12 protein-coding genes and 1 pseudogene are annotated in these 16,999 nt (G+C 68.6%); 9 read left to right on the top strand and 4 right to left on the bottom strand.

Going from position 1 to position 16,999, the window contains the following annotated elements:
- The first annotated feature begins 291 nt into the window (after positions 1 to 291).
- The 3 genes from FYX01_RS23810 to FYX01_RS23800 all read left to right on the top strand — a co-directional run bounded on the left by FYX01_RS23810 (position 292) and on the right by FYX01_RS23800 (position 5,616).
- Positions 292 to 2,766, top strand: coding sequence for an ATP-binding protein (locus FYX01_RS23810; RefSeq protein ID WP_150245330.1), 2,475 nt, complete (start codon positions 292 to 294; stop codon positions 2,764 to 2,766).
- A gap of 247 nt (positions 2,767 to 3,013) precedes the next feature.
- The gene (locus FYX01_RS23805) at positions 3,014 to 4,135 is read left to right on the top strand and encodes a hypothetical protein (RefSeq protein WP_223830620.1); all 1,122 of its coding nucleotides are present in this window, start codon (positions 3,014 to 3,016) and stop codon (positions 4,133 to 4,135) included.
- A 182-nt stretch (positions 4,136 to 4,317) separates the two neighbouring features.
- Entirely contained in the window at positions 4,318 to 5,616 is a 1,299-nt protein-coding gene (locus FYX01_RS23800; protein ID WP_150245326.1) for a DUF6891 domain-containing protein, read from the top strand.
- A gap of 12 nt (positions 5,617 to 5,628) precedes the next feature.
- On the opposite strand, the gene FYX01_RS23795 is transcribed toward FYX01_RS23800, so the two are convergent.
- Both FYX01_RS23795 and FYX01_RS23790 read right to left on the bottom strand, forming a co-directional pair.
- Positions 5,629 to 7,287 carry a serine/threonine-protein kinase gene (locus FYX01_RS23795; protein ID WP_150245323.1) on the bottom strand — a complete coding sequence of 553 codons (1,659 nt, stop codon included), beginning with the start codon at positions 7,285 to 7,287 and terminating at the stop codon, positions 5,629 to 5,631.
- Between the two features lie 129 nt (positions 7,288 to 7,416).
- On the bottom strand, positions 7,417 to 8,085 hold the full coding sequence (locus FYX01_RS23790) for a hypothetical protein (protein WP_150245320.1): 669 nt from the start codon (positions 8,083 to 8,085) through the stop codon (positions 7,417 to 7,419).
- A 584-nt stretch (positions 8,086 to 8,669) separates the two neighbouring features.
- On the opposite strand from FYX01_RS23790, the gene FYX01_RS23785 reads away from it, so the two are divergent.
- The 4 genes from FYX01_RS23785 to FYX01_RS23770 are packed head-to-tail and all read left to right on the top strand — an operon-like array spanning position 8,670 to position 13,646.
- Positions 8,670 to 11,012, top strand: a complete 2,343-nt coding sequence (locus FYX01_RS23785) for a TrbL/VirB6 family protein (protein ID WP_150245317.1) — start codon at positions 8,670 to 8,672, stop codon at positions 11,010 to 11,012.
- 19 nt (positions 11,013 to 11,031) lie between these two features.
- Complete coding sequence (locus tag FYX01_RS23780) at positions 11,032 to 11,709, top strand: hypothetical protein (RefSeq protein WP_150245314.1); 678 nt, start codon at positions 11,032 to 11,034, stop codon at positions 11,707 to 11,709.
- Positions 11,710 to 11,713: 4 nt separating this feature from the next.
- Entirely contained in the window at positions 11,714 to 12,892 is a 1,179-nt protein-coding gene (locus tag FYX01_RS23775) for a C40 family peptidase (RefSeq protein WP_190394461.1), read from the top strand.
- Positions 12,885 to 13,646: a hypothetical protein gene (locus FYX01_RS23770; protein ID WP_150245311.1), complete on the top strand. Its 762-nt coding sequence runs from the start codon at positions 12,885 to 12,887 to the stop codon at positions 13,644 to 13,646. The genes FYX01_RS23775 and FYX01_RS23770 overlap by 8 nt, the downstream gene beginning before the upstream one ends.
- A 32-nt stretch (positions 13,647 to 13,678) precedes the next feature.
- Here the strand turns inward: FYX01_RS23770 and FYX01_RS23765 are convergent, their stop codons facing one another.
- The gene (locus FYX01_RS23765; RefSeq protein WP_150245308.1) at positions 13,679 to 14,230 is read right to left on the bottom strand and encodes a thymidine kinase; all 552 of its coding nucleotides are present in this window, start codon (positions 14,228 to 14,230) and stop codon (positions 13,679 to 13,681) included.
- 517 nt (positions 14,231 to 14,747) lie between these two features.
- Between FYX01_RS23765 and FYX01_RS23760 the strand changes: the two genes are divergently transcribed.
- Together FYX01_RS23760 and FYX01_RS23755 are read left to right on the top strand one after the other, a co-directional pair.
- Positions 14,748 to 15,641 carry an ion transporter gene (locus FYX01_RS23760; protein WP_223830619.1) on the top strand — a complete coding sequence of 298 codons (894 nt, stop codon included), beginning with the start codon at positions 14,748 to 14,750 and terminating at the stop codon, positions 15,639 to 15,641.
- A 621-nt stretch (positions 15,642 to 16,262) separates the two neighbouring features.
- Entirely contained in the window at positions 16,263 to 16,493 is a 231-nt protein-coding gene (locus FYX01_RS23755) for a hypothetical protein (RefSeq protein ID WP_150245301.1), read from the top strand.
- A gap of 380 nt (positions 16,494 to 16,873) precedes the next feature.
- Here FYX01_RS23755 and FYX01_RS23750 read toward each other — a convergent pair.
- Positions 16,874 to 16,999, bottom strand: a pseudogene (locus FYX01_RS23750) (IS481 family transposase); the annotation flags it as partial.

The following is a 16,999-nucleotide window of genomic DNA, read 5'->3' as shown; positions in this document are numbered from 1 at the left end:
ACGTGTCCACCGAACACGTACCGGCCCTCCGGTAGGTCGGGCCCGTCTCCGGGAGGCGGGCCCGATCCCGTTCCCCGCCGTCTCCCTATGTCCCTCCGCGCCCATCCGCGCCCTCTCCGGGGCCTTTCCGCGAAGATTCTGGCGCGCCGTAACCCGGTCCGCTTCTGTGGCTCCGGCACGATGCTCCACTATGGGGGCGTGGCACAGGCGCCCGGCCGGGCACGCCCTCCGGGGAGCGTCCCTCGAACCCCGGGACACCCCGCCACGTGACGCGACCAGAAGGGCTACCAGATGACCGGCACCAGGGGGACCCGCGGAGCGACCCGCCTCGCGGTCCGCTACTTCGACGACCGCGTGCTGTTCAGCGACAACGAGGCCTGGGCCTACTTCCGCCTGCCGACGGTCTCCTACGAGTTCACCACCCCCGAGGAGCGTCAGGCGCTCGCCACCAACATCACCATCGCCCTCGCCGCCATCCGCATGAACGACGCCGAGGTCCACCTGCGCGTCGCCCACCGCACCTACCCGGCCGCCGACTGGGCCACCCGGCTCGACGGCACCTCCGACTCCGGCCCCGGCTGGTACGACTACCTCGACGAGATGTACCGGCACGTGTGGGCCAAGGACTTCTGGACCAAGGAGGTCTACCTCGGAGTCCGCCTCGGCCAGCGCAACCCCGGCGCCGGCCTCGGCCTCTTCTCCCAGCTCTTCGGCGCCTACCAGCGCACCGAGCAGGTCCTGGGCGTCAACGACGACGCCGTGGACGACAGGGAGATCGCCCGCTGGACCGACCAGTCCGAGCGTCTCGGCCGTGCACTGGCGGCCAGCTCCCTGCACGCCCGCCACGCCACCTCCGACGAGATCGCCTGGCTCGTCCGGCACGCCGTCAGCGGCACCGCCGAGGAGATCCGTCCCTCGGCCGTGGGCCGGCGCACCTGGGGGCGCGGCGAGATCGAGGCGCTCGTCGACGGCGTCGTGCACAACGGCCGCTCCACGCTCCGCCTCGAACAGCCCGCCGGGTCCACCCACGTCGCGTTCCTGTCCTTCGCGCGCTTCCCGGACCTGATGCCCTTCCCGGACGGCGAACCGTGGATGCACCACGCCGACGCGCTCCCCTTCCCGGTCGAGATGTCCCTGCGCATGAAGCTCATCCCGCCCGCCAAGGCCTCCAAGGACGTCGGCCGCAAGCTCGCCCACGCCCGCGACATGGACGCCCACATCCGAGAGGCCGGGGTGGAGGCGCCCCTCGCGCTCGCCGAGCAGATCGACGCCGCCCGCATGCTGGAGCACGGCATCACCAAGGAGCGCCTGCCCTTCGTCTACGGCTGGCACCGCCTCATGGTGTCCGCGCCCACCGAGCGCCTCCTCGTCCAGCAGGTCGAGGCGGTCGTGGAGCACTACCGCGACATCGGCATCGACGTCATCAACTCCACCGGGGACCAGTTCTCCCTGTTCAACGAGTCGCTGCCGGGCGACCGCATCCGCCTCAACGCCTACGCCCAGCGCCAGCCGCTGCGCACCATCGCGGGCGGCATGCCCACGGCCACCGTCGACGTCGGCGACCGTGTCGACCACACCGGCGGCGGCTGGGTCGGCCCCTACATCGGCGAGACCCTCGGCCGCGCCCGCTCCATCGTCCACTTCGACCCCATGGTCGCCGCGGCCCGCAACCGGCCCACCGCCATCGCCATCACCGGCGAGCCCGGCGGCGGCAAGACCACACTGGCGCTCCTGCTCATCTACCAACTCGCCCTGCGCGGGGTCACCGTGGCCGCCATCGACCCCAAGGGCGATGCCGAGTCCCTTGTCGAACTCCTGCGCAGACGCGGCCGCAAGGCCCGCATCATGTCCCTGGGTTCGGCCGAGCCCGGCCTGCTCGACCCCTTCGCCTTCGGCGACGACCTGCCCGCCAAGAAGACCATGGCCACCGAGACCCTGCGCCTGCTGCTGCCCCGTATGAGCGAGGAGCGCGAGTCCGCCATGATCCAGGCGGTCGCCGCCGTCGCCAACCAGCCCCAGCCCTCCCTGGCCAAGGTCGTGGACCACCTCGTCTCCTCCTCCGGGGCGGCCTCGCGCAACCTGGGCGCCGTCCTGCAGTCCATGTCCGAGATGCGGCTGGCCAGCCTGTGCTTCGATCCCCAGGGCGACGCACAGATCGACACCGAGGGCTGGACCACCGTGTTCACCCTGGGCGGGCTCACCCTGCCCGACTCCGGTGTGGGGCGCGACGACTACTCCTACGAGCAGCGCCTGTCCGTGGCCCTGCTCTATCTGGTGTCCCAGTTCGCCCGCCGCCTCATGAACGGCCTGGACCGGCACCTGCCCAAGGCGATCTTCCTGGACGAGGCCTGGGCGGTCACCTCCACGCCCGAGGGCGCCAAGCTCGTCCCCGAGGTCTCCCGCATGGGCCGCTCCCGCAACACCGCGCTCATCCTGGTCTCCCAGAACGCGGGCGACCTCCTCAACGAGCAGGTCACCAACTGCCTGTCCTCGGTGTTCGCCTTCCGCTCCAGCGAGCGCTTCGAGGTGGAGAGCGTCATGTCCCTGCTGGGCATCGAGCCCAACGAGGACCACCTCGCGGTACTGCGCAACCTCGGCAACGGCGAGTGCGTGTTCCGGGACCTGGACGGCAGGTCCGGGCGGATCGGCGTCGACCTGGTCTCGGAGAACCTGACGCGCTGGCTGGACACCAACCCCACCCGCCAGCGCCCCGGCGAGGAGGACGAGGGCCTGGTGCCCTCGGGCGGGCGCGACGGGCAGGTGTAGGGGCCGACCGGAGGCGCCCGACAGCGATGATCTTGCCCGTAGCGGCGGCGTCGGCGGCCGAGCACGCCAGTACGGGCAAGATCATCCGGTGAAGGTTTCGGACCACTCGCGGACAAATCGCGGCAAAGGCATGCAAGATGCCAGGTTCGGGGCGCGCCGGTGATGGGCATCTCCTACCCAGTCGGGTTCCTCCCCGAGTGCCCGCCCCCGCATCCCCGACCGACCCAGCACTCACAAGGGACCGCCCATGAGTGAGGACGTCATCCGGCCGCGACCCGTCGTCGACCCCGACCTGCCCGAGGACCAGCGCGAGGAGGTCCGCCGGAAGGCGGAGTCCCCTCCCCTGTTCTCCCCACGCGGAGGCGGGGAGGTCCTCACCCGCCTGGTGCGGATACGCGAGTGCGGCGTCCACCTGTTCGGCGTCGGGTTCACGACGGCCCTGGCCCTGCTCACCGCGGGCTGGTACCTGGGCATGGTGATCACCAGCATCAGCCTGGTCGCCTACGTCGCCGCCATGGCCTGCCGCCGGGACACCCGTCCCGCCACGCGCGCCGCGGGCGTCCTCGTGGGCGCCGGCACGATCGCCTTCGCTCCCGCGTGGCTGACGGACACCCTCCCCCAGGACCCGTTCCCGGGCATGCCCTGGGTGCTGTTCGGACTGCTCGTCATCACGGCCGTCGCCGACACCCTCACCACGGGGGCGCCGGGGCGCGCCGGGGAGCGGTACCGCGAACACGTGGTCCTGCCCGACGACCTCAGCGGAGGCGACCACGCCCTCCTCCTGGAGGTCCAGCACGTGATCGACCTCGTGGACGGGGCCCGCGACGCACTCGGCGGCGAGGCCCTGGACACCGACCGGGCGCTGGCCGTCCTGCGTGAGGAGGAGTGGCGCATCGCCTCGCTCCTGGCCCGCCAGCGCGAGCTGCGCCGCGCCCACCTGCGCCGCTGGCAGAGCGCTGTCTCGCCCCGGGTCAGGGAGGCGCTCAAGCCCCAGCGGGAGCACCTGCACGCCGTGGCGGAGGCGGTGCGCTCCCGCGTCGCACAGATCAGCGAGTACGGGCGCCTGGTCAGGGGGGCCGCGGCGGCCCACCGGGAGTGGGAGCAGTGCCAGGAGGCGGTGGACTCCACCGCCGAGTACGCCGACCACCTGGCCTCGGCGTCCTTCCTCGGCGCCCGCTCGGCGGAGGTCTCCGAGCTCGCCGCCACCGCCGCGATCGCCCGCCGGGTCCGCGACGAGCGCGTCGAACAGGTGCTCCTGGTCGGCTGCCGCCTGGTCGCGTCCAGCGAACCGGACGACACAGGGGCGCCGGGCACCGCCGGGCCGGACGGCACGGAGGCGGAGGGCCCCGGGCTGGCCGTGCGGGGCTGAGCGGGGCTGAGCGGGAGGGGCCCGCCGGGACACCTTCCGAGGGGCGGCCGTCGAGACGCGGATCACCGGGGTAACGCCCCAGGCGCCCACTGTGACCAACCGTGCGGTGACCGTCCGGTTGCGGACAGCGAGCTCCCGGGCAATCCGCCCCAAACACTTTCGGCTTCTGACACATTGGGCGAATGAGTGAAGTCTGTGAGAGCACCCGCCACCCCCTCACCACCGCCACAGAGGCCGTGACCGTACGTGTGGCCTCGGGCAGGGACGGGTTCGTCGAGATCCTTCGGCACGCCCGACAGGACCTGGTCGACGTGCTGGAGAAGGACCAGGACCCCGACTCGCCCGAGGTCCGCGAGGCGCTCTCCCAGCTGCACGACCACGTGGACCGGGCCATGGCCGACCACGTCCACCGGCAGCGCCGGTGGCCCGTCCGTACCGACGGCGAGCGCCTCACCCGCGCCTTCCGCGCCCTGGACGAGTCCGGTGTCATCGCCCGCGAGGAGTTCGGCTGCTGCGACGGCTGCGCCAAGGCCGCCCTGAACGGCGAGCTCGCCACACGCAACTCGGTCCCCAGCGGGCAGGCGGTGCGCGGCTACGCGTTCTACCACCACCAGGACAGGAAGAACGCGGTCGCGGGCGCTCCGCTGACCGTTCGCTTCGAGGCCAGCCACCCGCTGCGTCGCGCCGCCGTCGGTGAGGAGGTCGCCGAGATCCTGCGCGCCCACGGGCTCACGGTCGACTGGGACGGCGACCCCGACCGCGGGCTGCGCATACCCATGGACTGGAGCCGCCGCCGCTTCGGCCGCGGGGCGGCCTTCCCCGGACCCGCCGTGGACGGCGAGCCCATGGTCCGGGTCTCCTTCAACGACCCCGGCCCCTACGACGTCCCCGGGTGGCTCTCCCGCTACGAGGGCCGGGTGAGCGTCCGCGAGCTGTCCCGGATGGTCCTGCCCTGGCTGCCGCGCTCCTTCGTGGCCACCCTGGACAGCGGCCACGGCCAGACCATCGTCCTGGAGCGCGACTTCGACCTCCTGCGCGTGGACCGCGGCCCCGCGCTCTCGCGGGAGCGCGTCGAGGAGCCGCTCAGCCGCTGGGCGGTCGGCGCGGTCTGGCCGCGCGAGGAGGCCCGCTCCTCCCACACCGGCCTGCTGGAGGTGAACTACGCCGACACCGCCGAGGAGGGCATGGGGTTCATGGACTACGCCGAACCCCTGGAGACGGCCGCCGCCCGCCAGCTCGTCTACCAGCTCACCCCCACCAAGGGCACGTTCGCGGTGTTCACGGCCTCGAACGGCGAGGTCGTCCAGATGATGTGGGAGAGCGGTCCCCTGCTGTGGTTGGAGAGCCCCTCGCCCGCCGAGGGCGTGTCCCGGGGCCGCCACGTCACCCTGCCCGAGGCCGAGGAGATGGTGCGCGTCCTGGCCGAGGAGGGCCGCGTCGCCCTGGCGGACCTGGGGGAGTTGCGGGTCACCTCCTGGTGAGGGGCGTCCCCCTCAGCCGAGGTCCGACCCGAACCCGAAGAACGCCCGCGCCCTCGACGGGACCAGCAGCAGCCCGGCGATCACCAGGTTGAACACCAGCATCAGCACGTAGAACGGCAACTGCTCGGGCGTGTAGATGAACACCGAGAACATGCTGAACACCAGCACCACCGACATGACGATCTGCACGAGGACCACGGCCCCGTACAGGAGGCGCGAGCGCGTCATCACGCCCAGCGCCGCGGCCGCCGAGAACAGCCCCCACAGGCCCAGCGCGGCTGGTGGGCCCCAGCCCGTGTCCCCGGATCCGTCGAGGGCCGCCGCCCCGGCGAACATCACCGCGAGCACCAGCAGGTAGACGGCGTTGAGCCCCAGCATCATGGCCGCGGTGACCACCGAAGCGGGCATGGCGGGCCGGCCCCGCCTCCACGGTCCCCGGCCGTCCGCCGTCACGACGCCGTGCCCCGCGGGCCCGAACGCTCCCGGGTGTCCCGCCCCGCCGCCCGGTCGCCCGGGCAGCGGAGCCCGTCCCGTCGCCGGGCCCGGCGGGGGATAGCCGGTCATCCCGCCCCATGCGGCGGCCGTGTGCGGACCTGAGGGCATGGTCCCCGGGCCGTACGGCGGCTGCCGCGGCACCGAACCGGGTGCGTTCGGATACGGGGTGCTCGAATGCGGTGTGCGGAGTCCCGGGCGGTGTCCTCCCGGCACGTTCGGCACGGGCGCCGCACCTTCGACCGCACGCTGCGGACCGGTCCCCGGAGCAGTTCCCGGGACAGGTCCCAGAGCACCGCGCGGACCCGTACCCGGAGCGCCACCACCCCGCTCACGTCCGTGCCTCTCCCGCTCCAGCAGGGCGAGCGCCTCCTCGGGCCCGGGCCGCGTCGACACGTCCCGGTCCAGCAGCGCCCCGATCAGAGCCCGCAGCGGCGCGCTCTCCGGGCTCCGCGACCTCCCCTCCGACGACAGCCGGGGCGGTACCGGCGCGGTCAGCACCGCACTGATGATCCCCGTGATGGTGTCCCGCTTGAACGGCGAGCGTCCCTCCACCAGCGCGTACAGCGTCACACCCAGGCTCCACAGGTCCGACGCGGGCAGCGCGCGCTCCCCCTCGAACCGCTCCGGCGCCATGTACTCGGGCGAGCCGATGTACACACCGGTCTGGGTCAGGGCGGTGCTGCCGTCGACGTTGGCGATGCCGAAGTCGGTCAGCACGGTCCGGCCGTCGTCGGTGAGCATGATGTTGGCGGGCTTGACGTCCCGGTGGGTGACACCCGCCGCGTGCGCCGCCCGCAGCCCTGAGAGCAGGGACCTGGCGGCCTCCTCGACCCGTTCCACCGGCATCGGCCCGTGCCGGTCCAGGCGGTGTTGCAGTGACACCCCGCTGAGCAGTTCCATCACGATCCACGGGCTGTCCCCGTGTTCGAGGACGTCGTGGACCGTCACCACCGACATGTCGCTGATCCGTGCGGTGGCCTGCGCCTCGCGCAGCGTGCGGGCGCGGGCCTCGGCGCGCGCCTCGGGGTCCATGTCCTCCGGGAGCAGGACCTCCTTGACGGCCACGTCGCGCTGGAGGGAGGGGTCCCAGGCACGCCACACCGTGCCCATCCCGCCCGCGCCGAGCCGCTCCCGCAGCTCGTAGCGACCGACGGGGGAACGACCGGGAGTGGACATAGGTGTGCGTCCCTTCTGGGGCGGGGAGGGGAGAAGAGAGGGGGCGGCACGGGGGCACGGTGTCCGCAGGCCAATCTATCCAAGAGAAGCCCTACTGAGGGGCTTCGTGGTGATCGTCCGCCTTCGGCCTCACCTCGCCGATCCCGCGCCACCCTCGTGCGGGACGACGTCACCGTCCCGCACGCACGCGTGCGCGTAGTCCTCGCAGTAGGCGGCCACCTCCCGTGTCCACCGGGCCTCCTGGCGGCCGGCGAGGGTCTCCCCGCTCGCGGAGAGCAGCGAGGACACCACCGCCACCGCGCACACCGCCGCCCAGGCCCAGCCGAACGCGCGGCCGTGGCTCACGGCCAGCACGGTGGCGGCGACGGCCCCTTGGAAGGCCGCGGTGAGCGGCGCGCTTCCGAACCAGCCGGTGTCGAAGGCGAAGGTCAGGAACGCCACATGGGCGAACGCCAGCACGACCGATCCCGTCAGCAGGATGGCGACGGCACCCGGACGGGGAACGCGCACCCGCCGCAGGAGCGACAGCAGGAGCCAGTGCGCCCCCGGGAGCAGCACGCACAGGACGAGCGCGGTGCCGACGGCGAGTCCGGTGGCCCCGCTGGTGAGGGCGAACAGGAACAGGGCCCCGGCCACGAGGAGGACGCCCGAGGTCACCAGCGGGTACAGGACGGCACTCACGAGGAGCGCGACGGTGCCCCCGGGGGACAGGGGCCGGTGGGCGGGGCCCGGGAGGGCCGGGCCGTGCGGGCCGGATGGATCGGACGGGTCGTGCGGGGGAGTGGGCCCAGCGGCCATGGCGGGTCCTCCGGTCGTGGGGCGGAAGCGGGTGGGTCTCCCCCTTGTGATGCCCAGGAATCCGGTGCTGTCGAAGCCGGGACTGGTTGGGACGCAAGGGACACGGGTGGTGTGGCCGTGGTCCTACGTCAGGTTTCGGCCCTGCGCCAATGGGGACTCGGGCTCTCACCGAAGGCGGTACTGGTACTGGGTATCAGCCTGGTTTGAGGCGTGGTGTCCATTTTTTGGCAGAAAACTAAGTGTGATGCCCCTCATAGTGCCGATGTGGGTAGTAAATTGTGGCCTTGCGTTTTCCGGGTGTTTCGGAAGGCCGTTCACGTCTACTACCTGCACAAACGTTGGCAAGAGTCGGCTTTGTACCCCGCATTCTGGTCGTGTGGACTGCAGGAGGCGGAAAACCCGTCGCGTTGCATCCATCTCCTCAGCGGGTGATGACGCACCATAGAGGATGGGGTAAAGACATGCGGGGGCCCTGCGGTCGCGCACGGCCGCGTGCGACGAGCACGCGTGCGCGGGTATGACCAGCAGGGCCCCGTGTCTGCGAACGTCCACCTCGGCCCGAACCACGACGCAGGAGCCAGCAGATGACGCATCAGCACGTCCGACGGCGCGGATGGCGACGCATCCTGATGACGTTCCTGATGCTGGCGGGCCTGACCGTGCTGCCGCTCAGTGGGGCCCAGGCGGCTCCACTGTGCCCGGGCGAGCCCGCGCCGCTGCCGGAGGCGGCGGGAAGCGGTTCGGACGGCCTGCTGGTGCCACCGCAGTCGCAGTCCTCCATCGAGGGGTCCCCGGACGGCCTGCCGCCCGACGCCAGTATGTACGGCCAGTACGGCACGGCCGGCCAGCAGTGGCACATGATCACCGAGTCCTGCGTCGACGGGATCAGCAACGGAGCGCAGGCCACTCTCGCCAATACGGCCTGGGACCTCTCCAAGACCATCAACCAGTCGACGATCACGGTTTACCAGGCCGCCACCTCCGACGGCCTCCTCGCCAGCTTCAACGAAATGGTCGAGAACGTCGTGGTCACGCTTCGAGAGGGAATCTGGCGGCCGTTGATTCCCACCGTCGTCATTCTCGGCGCCCTGTGGCTGGGCTGGTACGGGCTCATCCGGAAGAGGATGACGCTCACCATCGAGTCCAGTATCTGGATGGTCGCCGCGACGGCGCTCGGTCTGTGGATCATGGTCAACCCGGCACAGATCATGGGTATGGCCAGCAGCCTGGTGAACTCCGGAAGCCAGTTGGTGACCAGTGCCGTCGGGCAGGTGCCCTACGGGGGTGGGTCGGGGACCTGCCCGCCTGGTGCCGACGCGCCGGAACGAGCGGACTGGGAGTCGGAAGGCGACTTCCAGGTCAGGCGCAACGCGAACATGCTGTGGTCGAGTCTGGTGTGCCAGCCGTGGATCGCTGGCCAGTTTGGAAGCGGACCTTTTGCGAGTAGCGCCGTTGAAGATCATGCAGAGGAGCTAATATCAGCTCAAGGCGTGAGTCGGATTGAGCAACAACAGATCAGGGAGGGTGAGCTTGAAGCTAATGCGCTGATCGAGGAAAAGCAGGAATCATACGAGGCTATCGCGGCTGATGTGCAGGAGTTTTATCCAAGTGTCTACCCGCTCTTTTCTGGGGAAGACCAGGGCAGTCGTCTAGGAGTTGCTACTCTTGCTCTATTTGCTTCAATCTTCGCAGGCGGATTGATTCTTGCGGGTTCCGTAGCACTCATCGTATTGAAGATCGCTTTTCTCCTCCTCTTCCTCCTCTCACCGATCTTCCTGCTCATCGGCATCCATCCCGGCTACGGGCGCATGGTCCTGTTGCGCTGGGTCGAGTTGATGATCGGCTTCCTGCTCAAGCAGATCTTCATCGTGCTCCTGATCTCCCTCTTGGTCATGTGCTATGGCATGGTCATGTCAACCAGTCTTGGTTGGGGCCTGCAGATGATCCTGTTGGCTCTCTTCACCGTGGCCCTGTTCGTCTATCGCAAGCCCTTCGCCTACCTCTTCAGCTCGGTCAACGCGAACACCTTCACCTCGCGCATCGTCAGCGACGCCGCACAGAGCCAGGCGCTCAGCAGGAGTGCGGCGGTCCTGCCTCCGGTCGCCAACCTGAAGGCCCAGGCCTGGGGTCTGCGGCGGGGCCCCCAGATCGCCGGAGTGGCTGCTGGGATTCCGGCGGGCGGCGGCGGAGTACCGGCTGCTGGGACCGACGGCGGTGCCGCCGAGGATGCTTCGACCGATGGCGGCCCGGTCCGCGCGGAGGGAGCACGGGCACGTGGAGCCGCCGGGTACGGCAGGGTGCGGGACAACGCGGCTCCGCCCCTCAACGTCACCAGGAGCGCCCCTGCGGGTGGCGTCAGCGGCAGTGGCACGCCCAGCCGCAGCGGCGACCAGGCTCCGAGCCTCTCCGGTAGCAGGGCGGGCGCGGGTTCCATCCCGCCCCGTCCCAGTGGTGGCTACACCGGTACCGGGGACAGCGGTTGGTCCTCCGTGTTCGGGGCCAGTGCTGGAAGCCGCGGCGGCTCCGACCGGCGCAGCGGTGACAGCGGCGGTGGCGGCGGCTCCATGTCCGGCGGCGCACCCTTTTCCGGAGGCAGCCGTGCGGCGAGTTCGGAGCGGCCCGAGTCCGGCAGTGGGCGAGGCATCTTCAGCGGACGCGAGAACACCCCGCCCCGGGGCAACCCCAACGCTCGCGGTTCACGCTGGAGCGCCCCGAAGGAGAGGCGCGAGCGTCCCGCTCCACAGCGTCCGGCCCGGCCCGCACCCGCCAGCGAGAGCCGCGGCCGGGGTGACGGCGACGGCGGCTGGCTGACCGGCTCCAGCAAGCGCGGGGACAACGCGCCCATCACCCCCTTCTGGGGGGAGAGCAGCTCCTCTCCCACCAGGGACCGGAAGCGCGATGTCCCCTTCTGGTTGAACGACGACTGACGAACAAAGGCCCGAAGCGATGCCCAACCCTCTCCCCGAACGCGCCCAGCGGGCTGTCTTCATCGGACTGATCATCGTGCTGGTCGCGTTCGGGCTGTACCTGAGCTTCGGTGATTTCGGCCAAGAGGCGGAGGAGGATCCCGAAGCGGCTCCTTCGGCATCCGAGGTCTCTCCGGGACAGGAAGGCGCGGAAGGTCCCGGCCCGGATGCGCTGTCCACCGTCGAGCCGAGCCCGATCCCGACGACCGCCGCCGATGACGTGAGCGTTCTCGACTGGTTCCCCTTCACCGAGGAGGAGTTCCGGACGGCCGGGGCGGCCGCCCGTACCTTCGCCGAGGCGTACGGCACCATCGACTACACCCAGTCACCCGAGTCCTACTACACCTCGATGGAAGGACTGGCCACCGACGAGTTCGCGGAGGTCCTGTCCGAGACGAGCAGGGTCGGCGCCTTCTGGGACCAGATGTCCGGGGCCGAGGCCGTCGCCGAAGGGCGGGCGACAGTCGACTCGGTACGGACCTTCGGAGAGGACTCGATCACCTTCGTCGTGACGGCGCAGTCCATCACCGAGACCGAGAACGCGGAGTTCGACGAGGAACTCGGTGAGTTCGCCGTCACCGTCGTGCGCAGCGGCGACTCCTGGCAGGTCTTCGACTTCCAGCCCGCCGACGTCGGACAGTTCGGAGGGGAGGAGTGATCCCTTGATCTCCCTGTTCACCCGCAAATCCTCCGACCGGGGAGCGGCCGGTCTCTGGTTCGGTGCCGCCGTCACCATCGCGGTCTCCCTGATGATCATGGCGGCGATGTTCGTGCTCCCCGTGATCAGCAACACCACACAGCAGATCGGTTCCCTGGTGACGAACGGTCTCACCTGTGAGCCGGACGCGGACGCCGAGCAGCCGGACGCGAGCGGCTACGCGACGGGCTCCATCCCGGAGAACTACCTGGATCTGTACATCGAGGCCGGGGAGGATCGCGGGATCCCGTGGAACATCCTGGCGGGCGTCGGCCAGGTGGAGTCCCACCACGGGCGCTGGGAGGGTCCGGGCATTACCGAGGGGCACAATGACTGGGGTGCGGCCGGGCCGATGCAGTTCGGCGCCCTGGACGACTCCGCGGCGGGCAACAGCTGGGGAGGCGAGCCGATCCAGGCCGTCGAGGAGCGGCCGGAGACCGGGTACGGCGTCGACGGCAACGGCGACGGGATCGTCAACGTCTACGACCCCGCCGACGCGATTCCGGCCGCCGCCGACTACCTGATCGCCCACGGCCTGAAGGAGGAACCCCGGCAGGCCGTCTACGGCTATAACCACGCCTGGTGGTACGTGGACGACGTCATGGGATGGGCAGAGGAGTACGCGGACGGGAACTACGACACGTCGGGCTCCGTTCAAACCGCAGTCGCGTGCCAGTTCGACGAGGCGGGAACGCTGATCGGACAGGCTCCCGACGACCTCTCCCAGGCAGTGGTCGACTGGGCCCTGGACCAGCGCGGAAAGCCGTACATCTGGGGTGGTATCGGACCAGTCGGGTACGACTGCTCCGGTCTGATGCAGAAGGCCTACGAGAGTATCGGTGCCTCGATCCCGCGTATTTCCCAGAACCAGTGGAAATTCGGCCCCGAGGTTCCCAGTGGAGAAGAGCAGCCAGGTGACCTGGTGTTCTTCGATGTGAGCCGTGCAGGGGAGCCAACGGGACCCGGACATGTGGGAATGGTGATCGGCGACGGGCTGATGGTCGAGGCCTGGTGCACCGACTGTGGACCGATCGCGGTGCGCGAGTACGATGACCCCAGTCGTTCGGACATCGTGGGTTTCACCCGTCCGCTTGAGCACCCGGATGTGAAGGCCCAGTTGGAGGCACAGGATCGCCGTGGTTGAGGAGAAGGCACCGCCCAGGAAGCAGGGACTGCGTGGGTGGAAAGCCGCCGCAGCGGTCTTCGGCTGCGGAACGCTTGCGGCTTTCGGTGTTTTCGGTGTTATCTTAGGGGTGCTCAGTCTCTTCTTTAACACGGTATCTTCAGGATTAGCATCTGAATCAGGATCTCCTTCTTTAGAAGTGGTTCCTGAGCAGACGATTAAGCCACGCGGTAGCATGCCCACAGGATCTCTGGATCTATGTGGTAAGACGATCCCTCAGGTGCAAGAATTCAGTGCTAATCGAATTGACTCCAAGGGTAATTATAGTGACCCTGGAGAGGGTGAGGCTCCCCGCTCGGTTATTGACGAATGTACGTGGGATGTAATTCCATCTGGGGCTAGGTCTTCAGTATGGAACCTAAAATTCTCCTATGAGGCTTTCGTTGCTGACAAAGAGGGTAATGAGGCGAGCGATCAGGCTTCTTCCCAGTTCGATGAGAGTGTATCTCGTTTCAACGGCCTTGACCTGGAATCAAAGTCCGAAGGGTCGGCGGATGTTGCTGATGTGTCTCACTACGTACATGGCCTCACTGAAGAAGGAACGACTGTCTATGCGATAGTCGTGCGATCTGGTGACACTGTTTACGAGATGGATTTTGAAACTGATCGAGGTTTTCCCAGTGGCGAACTGGTCCCTGCTGATTTGTTTGAACATGAGCGGGATGCACTCGTCGACTATATCGAGGTGAGGTTGGGGATAATCGGACCTGGCTGAGGAGCGTGTGACATTCAAGTGCCTCCGCTGGCTCAGGCGACTCCGGCCATGAAGTGGTGGCGGCACAGGGTCGCGTACGACTCGTTGCCGCCGATGTGCACCTGCTCACCCACGTAGACCATCACGCCGTCCACCACCCGGGCGTTGTGGGTGGCACGGCCGCCGCACCAGCAGCGCGCGGACACCGGCAGGACCTCGACCTTGTCGGCGAGTTCCACCAGGCGCTGAGAACCGGGGAACAACTGCCCCTGGAAGTCGGTGAGGATCCCGTAGCAGTACACGTCGATCTTCATCCCGTCCACGACGCCCGCGAGCTGTCCCACCTGCTTGAAGGAGAGGAACTGGGCCTCGTCGCAGATGACGTAGGGCACGTTGAGGTCGGCGACGTCGTCGTACAGGTCCAGGTCGTCGGTCACCTCGATGGCGGGGGACTTCAGGCCGAGCCTGGACGAGATGATGCCCTCGCCCGCGCGGTCCTGCCTCGTGTACAGCGCGCCTTCCCCACCGCGTGAGTGGTGCTCCTGCAGGGCCATGGTGCTCTTGCCCGAGTTCATCGCCCCGGTGAAGTACTTCAGCTCCGCCATGTCTCTTCCTAGATCGGAGGTGGGGGTCGGGGGCGCTGACGTGGCGCTGTCGACGGCTCGGGCTTCCTGCCGTGGCCAGCAGAGAACATACCAGTGACCGGTAGGGCGTTTCGAACCGCTGTCCGCCCGTAACCGCCCCATCCGTCGGGAGGACTTTCCCGGGAAAGCGGGACGTTTCCGACGTCTGAGGCACCGATACGGCGCAGCCGCAGCGTTTGCGGTCTCACTGCTGCTAGTTGTTGCTCAGGCCGAAAACGCGTCTGTGGGATGCCGCACCCCGGATTCCTTCTCCAGGCGGCTTTTCTGTGGCTGCCGGACCCGGGCGAGGGCGTAGCTTCTGGGGTGCCGTCACCAGGTGGAACAGTGTTGGCAGAGATGCCGAAGAATCACCGGAGACGTATGAGAACATCCGCGCGTCCAGCCGGGGATGGTGTGCAGTAGGGAAATGAAGTCCGCTTCGGTATATTTGGATGCTCCATGTCCGAATAGGAGTGGAATTGTGGAGGGGGAAGTGGCATTGAGGCGTGAACAGGTCACTCAGGTGGTCGAGAGCCGATGGTTCTCCAACACCATGCTCCTGGTGATTCTGGTCAATGCTGCGATTTTGGGTTGGGCGACCTACGGGGGTTCGGCGCTTCCCTATTTGCTCGTCGCGGAGCACACCGTCGTCGGGCTGTTCACCGTCGAGATGGCCCTCAAGATCTACGCCTGGCGGGGACGCTTCTTCCGGGACGGCTGGAACTGGTTCGACTTCTTCGTGGTCGCCGTCTCCCTGGTCCCGGCCGTCGGCCCGTTCGCCGTACTCCGCATCCTGCGGGTGCTGCGGATCCTGCGGGTGATCACCGCGGTTCCGCAGATGCGGCACATCATCACCGCGCTGTTCAGGTCCGTACCCGGGATGGGCACGGTGATCGGCCTGCTCCTGGTGGTCATCTACACCGCGGCGATCATCGCCAACCAGCTGTTCGGTGAGGACGTGCCGGAGTTCTTCGGCGACCTGGGAACCTCCCTCTACACGATGTTCCTGCTGATGACGCTGGAGAACTGGCCGGACGTCTCGGACGCCGTGCTGGAGGACCACCCGCTGGGCTGGACGTTCTTCGTGCTGTACATCGTGCTGACGACGTTCGTCATGCTGAACCTGGTGATCGGTGTGATCGTGACGTCGCTGGAGCAGGAGGTCAGCGAGGTTCGCTGGGCCGAGGACCAGGAAGTGGAGGAGGTCCAGCACGAGGCGGTCATGGCCCGCCTGACGGAACTCGGACAGCAGGTCGAGCGTCTGGAGCGGATGCTTCGGGAGCGTGACGCCATCCCCGGCACGCACGGCGCCGGTGTCCCGGAGGCCGTCCCGCCCGTTGAACGCGTCGGAGAGGGGAGCGGGGACACCGCCCAGCCGCAGCCCGGAAGGTGACGGTGGCCAGGCAGACCACAGACCACAGTCCACCGCGACCGCTCCGTGTGGTGCGAGGCGAGCGCGGCACACGCCCGCGTCATGTCCTGACCAGACCTCAGGCGCGGTCCAGATGGGAGAAGTGTTCCGCGAAGCTGCATCATCAGCACGTTGGCCGGTCTGGAGCCGCGGTGCACGATGACCGCCTCGTGCACGGCCACCAGCGCTGTCGCGGTGGCCACGGCCAGCCGGTGCAGTTCGGTTCCCGGGCGCGGTCCGTTGCGCCGGACGTCCTCCCGGTGTGAGGGGCCCTCGACGTACTCGCTGACGATATGGGGCGCTCCACCTCGAAGGACGTGTCGAGCAACTGGGTGGTGCAGAACGAGGCGACACGCTGGGCCGCAGCGGTCTCGCGCTGGAACCGTTGCCGACATCGCCGAGCGCTTCACCGCCAGGGTCGCTCCCCAGGGCTTTCCGCGCCGGTCGACGTGCCCTCACGCGTACCCGTGTACGAGTTCCCGTTCCGGCCTGAGCCAAGAGTCGGCAAGGACTGACCGTCATCGCCCGTAGCGGTGTGTACTGAACAGCCGGTTCGGGCAGGGGAGTCGCGGCAGCGGAAAGCGCGACACCAAGGAGGTTGTCATGGCTTCGGAGCCGGAGAGCCCGCTCAAGGACAAGAACTACAACCTGGTCTGGGCCGTTCACCAGTCCCTGGAGAACGTCTGGAAGCTGGAGACCTACATCCAGGACGCCGAGCGCCAGGGCGACGACGAGCTCGCGCAGTGGTTCCGCCGGATCCAGGAGAACAACAAGAAGGCCGGCGACCAGGGCAAGCAGATGCTCGTCAAGCGCATCCAGAAGGAGAACGGCTGAGGCACGGTCCTTCAGGCGGGCAGCCGTCGGCTTGACCCGTCCTCCCGCTCCGGACGGCGCCGCCGACGTCGTCTGATCCCGGAGATGAAAAGGCGTCCCCGGTTCCTACCGGGGGCGCCTTTCCGCTTACCACCACACGCCGCATCGCGGCCTCCGACACCGTCCGGCCCCCTCCTCTCCGCGCACCACTGAGGACGTGTTCGCCTATGCCCGGGCCGCAGGCGTCGAGCCGCGGTTTCTTTGGCCATGGTAGGTGGGCCGACTCACGAAGCCTCCGTGTCCCTTCGAAAGCGGGGACGGGTTCAGAGGGCTGCAGGATTCACAAGAGCACTTTCCACCGGCGCGTTCCAGTGGCCTGGAAGCGGGGCCATGGCCTGGTCCTAGGTGTACTGACCTGAGAGGTTAGGTACGCGCATGGCGGGAGGGCCGCTGATCGCGGTGTGGAACCGGTGGTGATTGTAGTGATGCAGCCATCCGGTGAAGGCCTCCCGCCGTTGGGACTCGGA

Source organism: Nocardiopsis quinghaiensis, assembly GCF_008638365.1.
Taxonomy (GTDB): domain Bacteria; phylum Actinomycetota; class Actinomycetes; order Streptosporangiales; family Streptosporangiaceae; genus Nocardiopsis; species Nocardiopsis quinghaiensis.
The sequence above is the reverse complement of the archived record's forward strand: the minus strand, read 5'-3'. Positions and strand labels throughout refer to the sequence as shown.